At 71.0% G+C, this 16,109-nt stretch carries 11 protein-coding genes; 8 read left to right on the top strand and 3 right to left on the bottom strand.

Going from position 1 to position 16,109, the window contains the following annotated elements:
- Window positions 1-333 precede the first annotated feature (333 nt).
- Both WMF43_RS20535 and WMF43_RS20530 read left to right on the top strand, forming a co-directional pair.
- Window positions 334-1,185, top strand: a complete 852-nt coding sequence (locus WMF43_RS20535; protein WP_437682544.1) for a TauD/TfdA dioxygenase family protein — start codon at window positions 334-336, stop codon at window positions 1,183-1,185.
- 101 nt (window positions 1,186-1,286) lie between these two features.
- Entirely contained in the window at window positions 1,287-2,039 is a 753-nt protein-coding gene (locus WMF43_RS20530) for a DUF4336 domain-containing protein (protein WP_437682543.1), read from the top strand.
- A gap of 60 nt (window positions 2,040-2,099) precedes the next feature.
- Here WMF43_RS20530 and WMF43_RS20525 read toward each other — a convergent pair whose 3' ends face one another.
- The 3 genes from WMF43_RS20525 to WMF43_RS20515 form a co-directional block, all read right to left on the bottom strand.
- Window positions 2,100-3,404 (bottom strand): chitosanase, encoded by a 1,305-nt coding sequence (locus tag WMF43_RS20525; protein WP_437682541.1) that lies wholly within the window; start codon window positions 3,402-3,404, stop codon window positions 2,100-2,102.
- 438 nt (window positions 3,405-3,842) lie between these two features.
- Entirely contained in the window at window positions 3,843-4,832 is a 990-nt protein-coding gene (locus tag WMF43_RS20520; RefSeq protein WP_437682539.1) for a class I SAM-dependent methyltransferase, read from the bottom strand.
- Window positions 4,833-5,092: 260 nt separating this feature from the next.
- Complete coding sequence (locus tag WMF43_RS20515; RefSeq protein ID WP_437682537.1) at window positions 5,093-6,061, bottom strand: quinone oxidoreductase family protein; 969 nt, start codon at window positions 6,059-6,061, stop codon at window positions 5,093-5,095.
- A gap of 135 nt (window positions 6,062-6,196) precedes the next feature.
- On the opposite strand from WMF43_RS20515, the gene WMF43_RS20510 reads away from it, so the two are divergent.
- The 6 genes from WMF43_RS20510 to WMF43_RS20485 all read left to right on the top strand — a co-directional run bounded on the left by WMF43_RS20510 (window position 6,197) and on the right by WMF43_RS20485 (window position 16,052).
- Window positions 6,197-7,705, top strand: a complete 1,509-nt coding sequence (locus tag WMF43_RS20510) for a GH1 family beta-glucosidase (protein WP_437682536.1) — start codon at window positions 6,197-6,199, stop codon at window positions 7,703-7,705.
- 451 nt (window positions 7,706-8,156) lie between these two features.
- Window positions 8,157-10,109, top strand: a complete 1,953-nt coding sequence (locus tag WMF43_RS20505; protein WP_437682535.1) for a family 43 glycosylhydrolase — start codon at window positions 8,157-8,159, stop codon at window positions 10,107-10,109.
- A gap of 509 nt (window positions 10,110-10,618) precedes the next feature.
- Complete coding sequence (locus WMF43_RS20500) at window positions 10,619-12,436, top strand: family 43 glycosylhydrolase (protein WP_437682534.1); 1,818 nt, start codon at window positions 10,619-10,621, stop codon at window positions 12,434-12,436.
- A 392-nt stretch (window positions 12,437-12,828) separates the two neighbouring features.
- Window positions 12,829-13,623, top strand: coding sequence for a hypothetical protein (locus WMF43_RS20495; protein WP_437682533.1), 795 nt, complete (start codon window positions 12,829-12,831; stop codon window positions 13,621-13,623).
- Between the two features lie 160 nt (window positions 13,624-13,783).
- Window positions 13,784-15,205: a hypothetical protein gene (locus WMF43_RS20490; RefSeq protein WP_437682531.1), complete on the top strand. Its 1,422-nt coding sequence runs from the start codon at window positions 13,784-13,786 to the stop codon at window positions 15,203-15,205.
- 118 nt (window positions 15,206-15,323) lie between these two features.
- Window positions 15,324-16,052: a hypothetical protein gene (locus tag WMF43_RS20485; RefSeq protein ID WP_437682530.1), complete on the top strand. Its 729-nt coding sequence runs from the start codon at window positions 15,324-15,326 to the stop codon at window positions 16,050-16,052.
- Window positions 16,053-16,109 lie beyond the last annotated feature (57 nt).

Here is a 16,109-nt window from a genome sequence, read left to right as displayed (position 1 = left end):
AGCGCGCGGCGACAGCGCCTCCTCTCCCGTGGTCCGTGAGCCGATGACCGGCGCTCACCCGGGCGGCCGGTCTCTCGATATCCGTGCTGCGCCCAGGCCAGCTGCGCTGCTGGGCCGCTGCTGCTCAGGCAGCAGCTCCGCCCCGCGGTGGCGGCAAAAACGCCTGCCGTAGGCGATTTTCATCATGGCACGTCCCGTGCTCTCTGCAGACGAACTCTCATCGACTCAACCAGTGGCGGCGCGGCCGGCTCGCGGCTGGCCTGTCGCGCGTGAGCAGCGCCGGCGGCGCGGGCTCGCGTGGTCTGAGATCGTGTCGCCGATTCGGAGGCATCGATGTCCCTCGTCCTCACGTCGGAGCGCGCTCCGGCCGTCCAGTCCGTCGAGGTGCGCCCTCACACGCCCATCCTCGGCGCCACCGTAACGGGCCTCGATCTGAGCCGCGATATCGACACGGCGACCGCCGCGCGCCTGCGCCAGGCGCTGCGGGAGCGTGGTGTCCTGTTCTTCCGTGATCAGCGCTTGAACCCGCGGCGTTTCCTCGAGGTCGCAGGCCTGTTCGGCGAGCCGCTGCGGCACAACCCGTACATCCCGTCGGTGGAGGAGCACTCGGGCGTCGAGATCATCGAGTCCGGCGGCGGCAAGAGGGTCCTGGCCAACGAGGCGTGGCACGCCGACGTGACCTGGCGACCTGACCCGCCGAAGGCCACGGCGCTCTACGCGGTCGAGCTGCCGCCGCTCGGCGGCGACACGGTGTGGACCAGCTCCACGGGCGCGTATGCGTCGCTCGATCCGTTGCTCGCCGCTTACCTGGAGACGCTCACCGCGGTGAACTTCGTCGACGCGAGCGGGCACGCCCGCTCGCCGGGGCGGGACGAGCGCCTGGACGAGCTGCGCGCCAAGTACCCGCCGATCGACGTGCCGGTCATCAAGACGCACCCCGAGACCGGCCAGAAGTACATCTTCGTCACCGAGCTGCACACGACCTATATCAAAGGCGTCAGCCGCACGACCAGCGAGAGCCTGCTGCGGCTGCTCTCCGGCGTTCTCTCGGATCCGGTGCTGCACGCGCGGTTCAGCTGGAGGCCGGGCTCGCTCGCGATCTGGGACAACCGCCTCGTGCAGCACCGCGCCATTCACGACTACGGCGATCAGCGGCGCGTCCTGTACCGCGCGACGCTGGCGTGAGGCGAGCCCCTCCAGCGCGAGGCGGCGCAGGCGAGCGCCGGGCTTGACCACCGGCTCGACGAGGCCTTGACGCGATGGCCGGGGGCGCGTTGTATGGGCGCATGCTCCGAGCGATCGCCGAGGACGTGTGGGCGTACGGGGGGAACATCAAGATGCCCTTCGGGCGTCTGCCGTCGCGAACGACCGTCGTGAGGCGGGCCGACGGCGGGCTCGTCATCCACTCACCGCTCGCGTTCGACGACGCCGCCGCCCGGGAGATCGACGCCCTCGGCGAGGTGCGCGCCCTCGTCGCCCCGAGCTGCCTCCACCACCTCTTCTTGAAGGCCGCGACCGAACGCTGGCCGCGCGCGAGCGTGCTCGGGGCGCCCGGGCTCGAGAAGAAGCTCTCGGGCCTGCCCTTTACGCCGCTGCCTCGGTCCGGCGTGGCGCCGGAGATCGGCGACGATCTCGGCGTGCGCCTCGTCGAGGGCGTCCCTTACATCACGGAGCACGTGTTCCTGCACGCGCGCTCGCGGACGCTCATCGTGACGGATCTTCTCTTCAACGTGCACGAGGTGCGCGGCTTCGCCCTGAAGGTCTTCCTGTGGCTCGGCGGCGCTTACAAGAAGACCGCGCAGGACCACGTGTGGCGCGTGCTCGTGCGGGACCGCGCCGCGGCCGCGCGCAGCGTCGCCGACGTGCTCGCGTGGGACTTCGAGCGCGTCGTCGTCGCCCACGGGGACGTCATCGAGGGCGACGCGAAGGACCGGGCGCGGAGGGCGCTCGCGTGGATGGGCGCCGGGGCTACCCCGGTCCTGCCGGCGGCGTCGCCGGCGGAGGCACGCGAGGCCGGCAAGCCCTCCGCCGAGGCGTAGCCCGCGCCGCTCCTCGACCCCGGACCGCGCCCGGGGCCGCGGCGCGCCCCGCGCCCCCCGTCAGTTGCACGAGTACGTGAACGAGCTCGGCGTGCTCCACGTCCCGTCCGGGTTGATCGTGCGCACCGTGTATCCGCTGCTCGGATAAGGCGGGCTCTTGACCCAGCAGTCCTGGGCGCGGACATCGTTGCTGAACGCGGTGCCCAGATACCAGTTGCCCCTCCTGCGCTGCTTCTCGTAGGCCGCCACCCGATCGATGCCCTGGAGGAAGCCCGCGTTGGCGGCGATGACGTCGCGGCGCTTCTCGAGGAACTTCTGCAGCCAGGCGTCCTCGGTGATGCCGTTCACCCCGATCGCCGGCGCCGTCTGCGCCGTGTTCCCGAGCGCCGTGTTGGTGCTCGCGATGATGCTGCGGGCGCCGCTCTCCCCCTGGTTGATGAACGTGTCGTACAGCGCGGCCCGCGAGAGCGGGCGGATGAGCCCCCACGTCGTGGCCTCGTCCATCGCCGGCCCATAATAGAGGCTGTCGTTCACCTGATCCTGGCAGAGCTTGAAGTCGGCCCGGGTGGTCGTGCTGTTGTAACTCGCGGCCCAGTCGCTCGTCCAGCTGCCGATCGCGTCGAGCTCGGCGGTGGACGCCTGGGGCTGGCCCGTCTGCTGAAAGCGGTTGTTGATCGTGGTGAGCCCGGGCATGTACTTGGCCATCAGGTTGCCGTTCGCGGCGCTCCGGAGGCCATTGTAACACTGCACGACCAGGATCGCGTCGCCCGTCCCGGTGCAGAAGCCCGCGCGCCCGCTCGTGTACCCGCGGCCGTCGTTGATGTTCGCCGAGAAGGCGTAGTCGATGACGGGGGTGTCGTTCTCCCAGACGCTGGTCAGGGCCTCCGTGGCCTTCTTCTGGAGAGCCGTCTGCCCGCCGCAGACCGGGTCGCTGATCTGGAGGTTCGCGGCCGTGAACGCGCTGATCGAGCTCGTGGAGTACTCGAACGTATACGAGGTGTTCGGGGCGATGGTCAGGCCTGACGTGCTCGAGAAGGTGCACCTCGTGCCGCTCTGGGAGCGCGCCCAGCCGGGCCTGTCGCTGTCGCAGGCCACCCCGCTCGGCACCTCGAAGGAGATCTGGGGGCTCTTCATGGCGCTCGCGCGGGTGTTCGTGAAGGTGATGGTGCCCCAGTAGGCCGGGGCGCCCTGGTAGGAGTTCGTCGTGACCGTGTACGAGCAGGCCGAGAGGCCCTGCTGCGCCGCGTCCGTGAGCTCCTCCGGGCTCTCCGCGTCCGCCGCGCAGGCGACGAGCGTCGCCGCCGCCGCCGCGAGCGCCAGCGGCCGGCTCACCCCACGCATCGACTCGAATCGACGTGTATGCATCGGTCTTTCCCCTTTCGCTCGGCGGCCGTCGCGCGGAGGCCGCCCCGGATAACGAATGATGATCTGCGCCCGAGGCGCGAGGGCCCTCGGGCAGTGAAGGATCGGAGGCCACGAGAAGGGCTCTGACGAGCTTTGCCTCGCTGCCATCCGTGTATGGCGCAGACGAGGAGACGTTATTGTGCCTTTGACGTTCGCCGGGCGATTTTGTCGAATCCGCCTGCGGCTCAGGCCGCCTTAGCGGACCTCACCCGAAGAACACGTAAGGAGTCTCCGCAGCGCGACTCCCGTGTTTCCCCGGGTGCGTCGATGTCCTTCCGCACGGACGCCGAGCCGCGTCTCGACTGGCACCTCCGTTGACGCGGCGGCGCGCGGCGCCCGCTGCGCTGACGCCGCGGCGGGCGATCGCGCGTCCCCCGCTGCGCCTTCGGGGCGGCCCGCCTACCCCGCCGAGGCCTTCCGGCCGGTCAGCAAGACGGAGTGGTGGACGCCCTTGCGCCGCTCCAGCGACAGCCCCGCGTCGCGCAGCGCGGCCTCGAGGTCGAGCTCCACCCACCCGGCGAAGTAGGGCTCCGCGAAATAATCCATGAAGTTGGCCGGGATGCGCGGATCGTACGCCGCGTGATCGACCCGCTGCTTCGCGTCGAGGAAGATGAACCTGCCCCCCGGCCGCAGCACGCGCGCCGCCTCCCGGATGATGCGGTGAATCGCGGCGCTCGGGAGCTCGTGTAACAGCCAGATGGACACGACGACGTCGAAGCGCCCCTCCCACGCGGCGGGGAGCTCCTCCGCGTTGGCCTGGAGGAAGGTGCCCCCGCGCCGGCAGACCCGCGCGACGCGGAGGTACTCTGGGGATAGATCCACGCCGGTGTACCGGTGGTTGCGCCCGAGCGCCCGGGCCTGCGTGAGCCACGCGGCCGTCCCGCACCCGAGGTCGAGGACCTCCAGGGAGTCGCCGCGGGGCAGCGCGTCGATGACCGCCTGGCGCATCAGCCGCTCGGTGCCGGCGAAGAGGAACCGGACCTGCCAGTCGTAGGCGAGCGCCGACCGCAGCGAGAGCCCGCCGTTCGGCTGATGGTGGAAGTCGTGCAGGTAGTACTCGGGGTAGGAGAACGTGTCGCGGGGGCGCACGCGGAGGCTCTGGAGCCCGGCGCGCCGCTTGTAGAGCACGCGCGCGACGTCGATGAGCGCCACGAGCGGCATCAGCGGCGCGACGAGCAGCTCCACCCACCCGAGCCCGAAGAGCACGCGCCAGAGCTCGGGCCTGCGGAGCATCTTCCAGTGGAGGATCAGGGACGCGCGCATCCACTCGCGCCAGTGGCCGCGCTCCACTGCGGTCATCGGCAGCGTCGTCCACCACAGGAGCTGCGCGACACCGCCGTAGGCGTTCACCCTGAAATAGGCGACGACCTTGAGCCAGGTCAGCAACAACCTGCGCACTGTGGGATATCGGGCTAAGATATACCCCTTCCTCGAACTTGGGACTTTACCGGCGATCCCCGACGGGGTCAACAGCTGAGCCCGCTGGAGCGGCCCCGACGCGTGCAGGTGAGTCCGTATCACGCACGTGATTTTGCAGCGGGCGGCCGGGGCCGGCAATCGGCTCTTGACGAGTCTTGGAGAGGGCCGCCGCCAGGGTGGGAGTCGGCGCGACGCGCGCCGCCGGCGGTCGAGTCCGCCGCGGCGCGCCGCTACGGGAGGAGCAGCACCTTCCCCGTCGTCCGCCGGCCGTTGAGCGCGCGGTGCGCCTCGGCCGCCTCGGCGAGCGGGTAGGTGGCGCCGATGGAGACGTTGAGCTCGCCGCGGGCGATCGCGCCGAGCACGTCGGCGGAGCGCTCGAGCAGCTCCTCGCGGGTCGCGGTGTAGTGCATGAGGCTCGGCCGCGTGAGGTAGAGCGAGCCCTTCTGGCTCAGGATCTGCGGGTCGAGCGCGGGCACCGCGCCGCTGGCCTGGCCGAAGAGCACCAGCGTGCCGCGCAGGCGGAGCGCGCCGAGGCTCTTCTCGAAGGTGTCCTTGCCGACGCCGTCGTAGACGACGTGGACGCCGGCGCCCCCCGTGAGGCGCCGCGCCTCGGCCTCGAAGTCGGCCTGCGTGTACTGGATGACCTCGTCGGCGCCGGCCTCGCGGGCGAGGCGGGCCTTCTCCTCGGTCGACACGGTGCCGAGCACGCGCGCGCCGAGCCGCTTCGCCATCTGGCAGAGGAGCAGGCCGACGCCGCCCGCGGCCGCGTGGATCAGGCACGTGTGGCCGGGCCCGAGCGGGAACGTGGAGCGCACGAGGTACTGCGCGGTGAGGCCCTGGAGCATCGCGGCCGCGGCGACCTTGGCGCTGACGCCCTCGGGCACGGGGACGAGCTTCGCGACCGGGGTGCGCACGTGCGTGGCGTACGAGCCGGGGATGCCGGTCCACGCGACCACGTCCCCTTCCCTCACCTCGGCGACGCCCGGCCCGACCGCCTCGACGCGGCCCGCGCCCTCGAGCCCGAGCGGGATCGGCAGGTCGAGCTTGTACTGGCCGCTCCGCTGGTAGATGTCGATGAAGTTCACCCCCGCGGCCTCGACGCGGACCAGGGCCTCGCCGGGCCCCGGCGCGGGCGTGGGGTGCTCTTCGAGCGTCATCACCTCGGGTCCACCGGCAGATTTCGGGCGTATTGCGAGCATGCGCCCATGTTGCCGCTGCGCGGCGGGCCGTCAAGCGCCGCGGCGTCGGCGCGGCGGGCCGCGGCGGGCCGCGGCGGGCCGCGGCGGGCCCAAAGGACCGTTGAAGTCCCCCGGGCGCCGTGGATGATGCGCCCCATGTCCGAACACGATCCTTCCGCGTCGCTCCCCCGAAACGACCTCTCCGGCGGCCCCTCCGCCGCCGCGCCACCGCCGGCGGCGTCGGCCAGCGCGTCCCCCGGCGCCGCGGCCGCCGCGCCGTTCCCTCCGGACTTCCAGTGGGGCGCGGCCACCGCGGCCTACCAGATCGAGGGCGCCGCCAGCGAGGACGGCCGCGGCCCCTCGGTGTGGGACGTCTTCTCGAAGAAGCCCGGGAAGGTCTTCGAGGGCCACACCGGCGACGTCGCCTGCGATCACTACCACCGCTACAAGGAGGATCTCGGGCTCCTCTCGGAGCTCGGGGTCAAGAGCTACCGCTTCAGCGTCTCGTGGCCGCGGGTCATCCCGGAGGGCACGGGCAAGGTCAACCCGAAGGGCCTCGACTTCTACGACCGGCTCGTCGACGAGCTCCTCCGGCTCGGCATCTCGCCGATGTGCACGCTGTTCCACTGGGACTTCCCGCAGGCGCTCCAGGACCGAGGCGGGTTCCTCGAGCGCGACGTCGCCGAGTGGTTCGCGGACTACACGACCGTCGTCGCGAAGCGTCTCGGCGACCGCGTGCGCTGGTGGGTGACGCAGAACGAGCCGCAGGCGTTCATCGGCAACGCGCTGCTCGACGGCAACTTCGCCCCCGGGCTCAAGCTCCCTTACCCGCAGTACCTGACCGCCGCGCACAACCAGATGCGGGCCCACGGCAAGCAGGTGGACGCGCTGCGCGCCGCGGTGAAGGACGCGAAGGTGGCGTACGTGCTCGCGACGCAGGTGCAGCGCCCGGCGACGGAGGACCCGGCGGACATCGAGGCGGCGCGGGAGGCGATCTTCTCGGTGTACGAGCGGCACCCGTGGAACAACGCCTGGTGGATCAGCCCGGTGCTCGAGGGGCGGTATCCCGAGAGCGGCCTCAAGCTCTTCGGCGCGGACATGCCCGAGTTCCCCGCCAAGGACTTCGACGAGATCAAGCGCCCGCTCGACTACCTCGGCCTGAACATGTACTCGGCGGGCACGTGGCGTCAGGGCAAGGACGGGAGGCCCGAGCGCCTCACCTCCCCGCCCGGCTACCCGCGCGGCACGCTCGACTGGCTGCAGGTCGTCCCGAGCACCCTGTACTGGGGCACCCGTTTCTTCTGGGAGCGCTACAAGCTGCCCATGGGCATCACCGAGAACGGCACGTGCACGAGGGACCAGGTATTCCTCGACGGCAAGGTGCACGATCCGCAGCGCATCGACTTCATGCACCGTTACCTTCTCGGCCTCGCGCGGGCGGTCAAGGAGGGCGTCCCGGTGCTCGGGTACTGGGCCTGGTCGCTCCTCGACAACTTCGAGTGGGCCGAGGGCTACAGGGAGCGCTTCGGGCTCGTCTACGTCGATTACGCGACCCAGCGGCGCATCCCGAAGGACTCGTTCTCCTGGTACAAGGAGGTGATCGCGACGAGCGGCCGCTCCCTCCTCGGCCCGACCCAGGTCGACTGGCAGAACGTGACCGGCTGATCCCGGAGCCCCGCGCGCCGCGGCGCGTCGGCCTCTTCTTCATTCACTTGCTTCACGATCCACGGTATCGAGGCGGGCTCTGCCGAGGCCGGCAGAGCCCGCGTGCAGCGAGGCGTGGCGCGCAGCGCTGATGCGGAGTGCCGTCGACGCCGGCGCTCGACTCTCGACCTGCGCTCGCTCAAGGCGACGACACGGCTGAGCCCGTAACGCGCGATCGCTTCCATTCAGGGCATGTCGCGTGGAGGAATGGTGGTGTGTTGGGTGTGTCCGTACGCGGCTTGTCGCTGTGGCATTGTGTCACGCTGCCTGTTTTGCGCCTGGGGCCGCGCGCGACAAGCACCTTGACAGCGCGCATGGCGCCAATGCCTACTTCGATGGGCAGAGGCCGCGCGACGCCCGCTGTCATCAACGACCCATCTGCCGGGCGGCTGCGCGGGCGGGAGGAGGAGCGATGGTGCGATCCCTGATTTCGTCTCGGCGCCGGGGTTTGCTCTGCGCTGCGGTGCCCATCGCGCTCTCGCTGGGGATGCTCCTGGGCAGCTGCGGGGACGACGCCGCCCCTGCGGAGGGCGCGACGGCGTCGGGGACCACGGGTTCCGCGGCCGGAGGTAACGGCGGCAGCGGGGGTGGTGGGAACGGCGGGGATGGTGGGGGCGGCGGCGGTCATGAGGCGTTCGCCACCTACACGAACCCCCTCTCGGCGCGTATCCGTGGCGCCGGGGTCGTCGCGAGCTGCCCGGAGCCGTCGATCCTCGGCGGCGAGAGCTCCGTGGACGGACGATGGGTTCTGTTCTGCAGCTCGGGTCCGCTGAACGACGAGGACAGGGACGCCGGCGGCGGGCTCAACAAACATCTGCTCCCCATCCTGCAATCGGAGGATCTCGTCGCGTGGACCTATGTCGGCGACGCGCTCGACGTGTTGCCTCCCTATGCGGAGGCGACCGCGGACATCAGGTCGCCGGAGATCCAGCGCTTCGGCGACAAGTACCACCTGTATTACACGGTGACCGAGGTGATCGGGGGCGGCAGCGCCATCGGCGTGGCGACGAGCGACAGCCCCACCGGACCGTGGGTGCAGGAGGCGTCGCCGGCGGTGGAGCCGCACCCGGCGCCGTGCTGCGCGGGATCCCGGCGGTGGGTGAATGATCCTGGCGTCGTCGTGGACGAGCGCGGAAAGCGCTACATCTATTACGGCAGCTATTACGGGGGACTCTCGGTTCGCGAGCTCTCGGAGGACGGGCTGACCGCCGATCCGCTGAGCCAGCGCGAGGTCAGCATCCCGAACCGCTACGAGGCCGCGTACGTCGTCCGGCGCGGCGAGCACTACGTCCTCTTCGGCTCGGCGGCGACGTGCTGCAACGGGCCGCTCTCGGGGTACGCCGTGTTCGCCGGGCGCTCGAAGAGCCCCTTCGGGCCGTTCGTGGATCGCGAGGGGGTCTCGCTGCTGGCGGCGAGCGTCGGCGGCACGCCGGTGCTCGCCATGAGCGGGAACCGCTGGGTCGGGACGGGGCACATCGCGGTGTTCACGGATCGCGCCGGCCAGGACTGGGCGGTGTACCACGGCGTCGATCGGGGCGATCCGTACCTCGCGCAGACCGGCGGCGGCCTCGTGACGAAGCGGCAGCTGCTGATGGATCCGCTCGATTGGGTGGACGGCTGGCCGATGGTGCGCGGCGGACGGGGGGCGTCGGACGCGCCGCAGCCAGCGCCGGCGGCGCGCGAGGGGGACGAGGGGCATCACGCGGTCGAGCTGCAGGCGGACGAGGTGCCGGGCGCGGTGCTCGAGGCGTACTCGGACGAGCTCGACGGGGCGGCGCTGGACGGCCGGTGGAGCTGGGTGCGCGAGCCGGCCGAGGGGACGTTCGGGTTGAGCGGCGGCGCGCTGCGGTGGAGCACGCAGAGCGCGGATCTCTTCGAGGATCTCGACAGCGCTTCGGTGCTGATCGAGGAGGCGCCGGCCGGGGACTACATGGTCGAGACGAAGGTCACGCTCGACGTGCCGCCGGAGGGGTGCTGCTTCAACTTCGCCCAGGCGGGGATCGTCATCTATGGGGATGACGACAGCTTCGTGAAGCTCGTGAGCTACTCGAGCTGGGATACGAGGCAGATCGAGTTTGCGAAGGAGGTGAGCGCCGCGGGAGAGGGGGAGCCGCGGTACGGGAGCACGGTGCTCGGGGCGGCGGGGAGGACGGTGTGGCTGCGGGTGGCCAGACAGGCGGGGGGAGGAGAAGAGCGGTACACGGCGTTTTCTAGCCGGGATGGGCGGGCGTGGGTGAGAGGGGGGACGTGGACGCATGAGATTGGGGGGGAGGGGCGGATCGGGGTTGTGGCGATGGGGGCTCCGGAGGGGACGACGTGGCCTGCGAGGTTTGAGTATGTGAGGGTTTATCGGTTGGGGGAGTGATGGAAGGCAGTCCCGGGGCGAGGAGCCGGGGACCGTCCCCCCCCCGTCCCGCGTCCCCCGCCCTTTCGTCTCCCCTCATTCGTCCTTCGTCCTTCGTCTTTCGTCTTTCGTCTTTCGTCTTTCGTCTTTCGTCTTTCGTCTTTCGTGCTCGTCTTCGTGATCGTGATCGTGATCGTTCATGCCACCTTACACTCACTCGGTGCGGGAAGAACTGAAATGGGCCGGTAGAGCCGATCGGAACGATCGGACTGGAGCGATCACGATCACGATCACGAAGACGAGCACGAGGATGCCAGACGAAAGACGAAAGACGAAAGACGAAAGAAGAAAGACGAGAGACGAGAGACGAGAGACGGAACGCTGAGATTGGTGCGAGCGGTGTTCTCATTGCTAACGGCTGAGAGATTTGCGCTCTCGAGGTAAAATTTTGCCTCGGGTGGATCGGTGTCGTTGTGGGGACGTGACCCGCGGCAACTCAATCATCTCACCTCACTTTGGGGGAGGATCCCATGCATTATCTTCACTGCCTTGATTCCCAAGCCACCACCCTCCGCGGCGCCGGCCGATGCCCCGCCCCCCTTCGCCTACTCGCCGGCGCGCTCCTCTGTCTGACGCCGCTCGCGTGTGGATCGGACGCCGATCCAGCCGCCACCAGCGCCTCCAGCACGGCGAGCTCGACGACCTCCGGCGGTGGCGCCGGCGGCATGGGCGGCGCCGGCGGCCAAACCGCTTCTTCCACCTCGACCACCTCGACCACCTCGACCACCTCCGCCGGCGGCGACTCGGCCTCCATCAGCGCCGGAACCGGCGGCTCCGCCACCGTCACCTACACAAACCCCGTCATCCCGGGGGACTTCGCTGATCCCTCCGTCATCCGCGTCGGAAACGACTACTGGGCGACCGCCACGAGCTCCGAATGGGGCGCGCCGTTCCCCCTCCTCCGCTCTGCCGACCTCGTGAACTGGGAACACGTCGGCAGCGTGTTCTCCGAGCTCCCCTCCTGGGCGACGGGCAGCCTCTGGGCCCCCGAGATCAGCGAGGACAGCGGTCGCTACTACGTCTTTTACACCGCCCGACAGCGCGGCGGCCCGCTCTGCGTCGCCTCGGCCAGCGCAGCGGCGCCGGAAGGGCCCTACGAGGATCACGGACCACTCACCTGCATGGACGTCGGCTCCATCGACGGCTTCCCGATCCGCGACGAGAACGGCGTGCGCCACCTCGTCTGGAAGGAAGACGGGAACAGCGTCGGAGAGCCGACCCCCCTCTGGGCCCAAGAGCTCTCGGAGGACGGCACCGAGCTGCTCGGCACGCCGGTCGCGCTCTTCCAGAACGAGCCCTCCTGGGAGGCGAACCTCGTCGAAGGGCCCTACCTCATGCGGCGCGACGGCACCTTCTACGCCTTCTACTCGGGCGCGGGGTGCTGCGGCAAATCGTGCAGCTACTCGCTCGGCGTGGCGCGCGCGAGCAGCCTGCTCGGGCCCTGGGAAAAGAACCCCGCGAACCCGATCCTCGCGGGCAACGACGTCTGGAAATGCCCCGGACACGGCAGCATCGTGGACGACGGCGGAGGGAGGTTCTTCCTCCTCTACCACGCGTACAGCGTCGAGGACTCGGTGTACGTGGGCCGGCAGGGGCTGCTCGACGAGGTCGTCTTCGGCCCCGACGGCTGGCCGACGATCAACGACGGCAAAGGCCCCAGCGTGAGCGACGACGCGCCCATCGCGCCGCAGGCGCCCTGGCCCGCGGAGATCGTCGACGAGTTCGACGGCGCCGCGCTCGATCCACACTGGCAATGGCCGGTGGCGGCGCCACCGCCCGACGCGACCCTCGATCCGGACGACGGCGGGTGGCTCGTGCTGCCGGCCATGCCCCCCGCCCAGGGCATCCACCTCGGCGCGGTCGTCGGGCGCCCGACGCTGCGGGGCGACTACGAGGTGACGACCCAGATCGCGGCCCCGCCCGACGTCCAGGCTGGGCTCGCGGCGTACGGCGACGGCGACGGCGCGGTCGGGATCTCCGTGGGCGGAGGGAGCGCCGCCGTCTTCCGCCTCGCGAGCGGAACGAGCGAGGTGCTCGGCGAGGTGGACGCGCCGGGCGGCGCGCAGCTCCGGATGACCGTCGCCAACGGGCACCTGTTCCGCTTCGCGATCCGCGCCGACGACGCCGCTGCCTGGGAGCCGGTCGGCGGGATCGTCGACGCCGAGTCCGGGCCCGACCTGCCGCCCTGGGACCGCGGCGTGCGCGCGGCCCTGTTCGCGAGCGGCCCGAGCGGCGCTCCCGCGAGGTTCGCGTCCTTCCGCATAACCCAGCCCGCGCACCCGCGCTGAGCCCGGCGCTCGCCCGCCAGAGCCAGAGGCCGGGCTCAGCAGCCGCAGAACACCTCAGGTCGCCGCCAGCGCCGCGTGACGCCGCGGCGGCGCGCTCAGGCTTGCTTGAGCAGCCAAGGGAGGATGAACCAGGTTAAGCCCAAAACGGCTTTGATCTGTCAAGAACGATGCGCGCGGCCGGGCGAGCGCGGCGCGCCATCGATCCATCGCCTCCCTCACCATCCTGTGCGGGCAAACGAGCACTTTCCCCTTGTCGTCGTGCTCCTCGGATGGTGCCATTCCGGGCTCATGAGGTGCTCCCGACAGAGGAGCGGAGCTCCACGGGGCAGCGCCGCGGCGCGGAGCGCGGGGTGCGCGTGGGCCGTGGTCGATGACGAGAGGAGCGATGTTCGATGAGCCGATCGCTGGACGATGAGGTGCTCCTTCGGCTCGCCGAGGCGCCGTGCGCCTACGACCCGATCGGGGACGGCGAGCGGCTGATCGTGACCAACCGGTACGTGCTCTTCCTGGGGCGCGGCGACGATCCGGCCTTCAACACCGTGCAGCACCTGCGGCTGGCCCCGGACGCCGTCGACAAGGCGGTGGACGAGGTGCGCGCCCTCGCCTCGAAGCACGGCCGGACGGCGCTGACCTGGGAGGTCGCGAGCCCGGCCACGCCGCCCGATCTGGCCGGCCGCCTGCGCGCGCTCGGGATGACGCCCGCCGAGCCCCCGATCGCCGCCGTCATGGCGCTGCTCGAGCCGCCGCCGCGCGCTCCGGCCGGCGTCGCCGTGTCGCGCGTCGAGACGGCCTCCGACTTCCGCACCTTCGTCTCGATCACGCACGAGGTGTTCGGGAGGATGGACCGGCTCGGCGACGAGCTCGCTCGGATTGACCGCGAAGGGGCGCGAGACCTCGCCGACAAACGCTTCGTCCGGTACGTCGCCTGGATCGACGGCGACGCCGTGGGGGCCGCCGCCGCGACATTCACGGACGTCGGCGCCGTCCTGCACTCCGGCGCGACGAAGGCGGCGGCGCGCGGCCGCGGCGCGTACCGCGCGCTCGTCGCGGCGCGCTGGGACGACGCCGTCCGCCGGGGCACGCCCAAGGTCGTGACGAGGGCCGGCCCGATGTCGCGCCCGATCCTCCGCCGCGCGGGGCTCCAGGAGATCGCCGAGATCGCGCTCCTCGTGGATCGGTTCGGCTGACGTGCGAGCTCGGCCGATACCGACGCTCCGCGCGCCGCGGAGGGCGCGATCCGAACCTCGAAGTGCGCCGGGCGTGCCGAGATCCCCACGAATCGGCTAGTCTTTGCGTCTTTGCGCGTGCGCGCGGTAGCGCACAGGCGCTCACAAAGGACACAAGGATATGGCTCTGCGCAACGTTGTAGTTCCGATCGCCGCGATCGGTGTGATGTTCCTCGCCGCGTGCGACCCGGGCGAGCCGTCGCCGGGCTCGAGCCCGGCCGGCTCGGGCGGAGGCGGCGGCTCCGGGGGAGAGGGCGGCGCGGGCGGCGCGGGCGAGCCGCGGTGCGGCGCGCCGTCCGGCGGCCCGACGATCCACGAAGGAGACCTGAGCGAGAACGAGACCTGGACCGCCGAGGGGAGCCCGCACGTCGTCGGTTTTCCCGTCCGCCTGCTCGACGGCGTGACGCTCACGATCGAGCCTTGCGCCGAGGTGCTGCTCGAAGAGGACACGGGGATCGCCGTGATCGGCGAGGGCGCGGAGCTGAAGGCCGAGGGCACCGAGGCGCAGCCCATCGCGTTCCGCGGCAGCGAGGGCGCCCGCTGGAACGACGTGCACGTCGCCTGGCCGGGCAAGGCGACCCTCCGGCACGTGACCCTGGAGGGCGGCGGCGGGGATCGCTTCCACGCGCACGCGACGATCTCCACGTACGGCGACTCCACGACCCCGGCGAAGCCGACGCTCCTGCTCGACCACGTGACGGTGCGCGGGTCGCTCGGCGCCGGGGTCCTCCTGCTGCGGGCGTCGGCGTTCGCCGAGGGCTCGACGGACCTCGTGATCACCGGGAGCGGCGGCGAGGAGCACCCGTATCCGCTGGAGCTCGGCGAGCAGGCGATCGGCTCGATCCCGACCGGCGCCTACACCGGCAATGTGAAGGACGAGATCCTGATCCAGGACGAGGGCGCCAACCAGAGCTCCGGCCTCCAGCAGGACACGACGATGCGCGACCGCGGCGTGCCCTACCACTTCGGCGACTGGCGCGACGCCCGCTTCAACATCGGCGCCGGCGGCGACGGCGCGCCCCTCACGACGCTCACCATCGAGCCCGGCGTCACGATCCGCTTCGAGCCCGGCAACTTCATGCAGATGGAGCGGTTCACCGGCGAGTTCGCGGCGAGCGGCGCCCTGCGCGCCGTCGGCACGAAGGAGAGGCCCATCGTCTTCACCTCGGCCGCCCGAGAGCCCGCGCCCGGCGACTGGGGCGGGCTCTGGTTCGGCGGCGTCCCGCGCGAGGAGAACGTCCTGGAGAACGTCGTCATCGAGTACGCGGGGTATGACTGCGGCTGCATCCTGCACACGTGCAACGATCTCGCGACGTGGAACGCCGCCGTGATCTTCAGCATGCCGCCGGCCAGCGCGTTCATCCAGGGATCGACGTTCCGCCACATCGCCGGCCACGGCGTCACCCGGGGATGGTCCGGCCCGCCGGGGCCCGATTTCGTCTCGGGCAACACGTTCGAGGACGTGAGCGGCTGCGAGCAGACACGCCCGTTCATCGTGGGCCAGTCGTGCCCCGATCCGGAGCCCACCTGCCCGGAAGGCTGAAGAAGCCCGAAGGAGAATGAAGAAGGTTGAAGAAGCCTGACGGAGGCCGGGAGGGGCCGAGTGGTCCGCCGCGGCCTTCCGTTTGCCCCCCGGCGGTGGTACCACGAGGTGCAGCGCCATGCCCCAGGAGGCCCCGCGGTCCATCGACCTGCACACACCGCTCACGCTGCGCAGCTCGTTCCGTTTTCCTCTGCAGTCGCAGCTCGCGCGGCGCGAGGTGCTCTGGGGGGCGCTGCTCCTGTTCTTGCCCGGCGTCGGCTGGCTGCTCAACATGGGGCACCGGATCGAGATGGTGCACCGGATGCAGCGCGGGCTGCCCGCGTGGCCCGCCTGGGGCAACTACCCGCGCCTGCTCAAACACGGCGTGATCACCGCGCTCGGCATGGTGTTCTACGGGCTGCCCGCCATCGTCGCAGGGGCGGCGGCCTGGGCGACGGGGCGGGCCGCGCTCGCCGCGCTGGCGGCGGCGCTCTTCGTCGCCGCCGTGGTGGCAATTCCCGGCTACATGAGCCACTACTGCCGGCGGTTCGATCCGCGCGAGATCTTCCACCCCGGGCGGGCGCTCGGGCGCGTGTTCCAGGGCGGGGCCCGCTACTGGAAGGCGTGGGGCATCGCGCTCGCGGGGCTCGCGCTGTCGTTCACGGGGCTCCTGGCGCTCGGGGTCGGGTTCCTGGTCACCAGCGTGTGGTTCTGGCAGGTGGCCGGGTTCTCGTTCGCCACGGTGTTCACCCGGCGCTTCGATCTCGACGAGGCGCGCGGGGCCGGCGAGCTGCCCGCGCGCCCGACGGCCTCGACGTCGACCTCACCCGGGGCGGCCGCCGCCGGCTCGGTCCCTCCTTCGGCTTGAGCGACGCGACACCTGGCATGAGCGACGAGAGACGACACCACGAGAGGGACGATCACG

It is taken from the genome of Sorangium sp. So ce131 (assembly GCF_051519095.1).
GTDB lineage: Bacteria > Myxococcota_A > Polyangia > Polyangiales > Polyangiaceae > Sorangium.
Note: the sequence above shows the minus strand (reverse complement) of the source record. Positions and strands in the feature narration are given on the sequence as shown.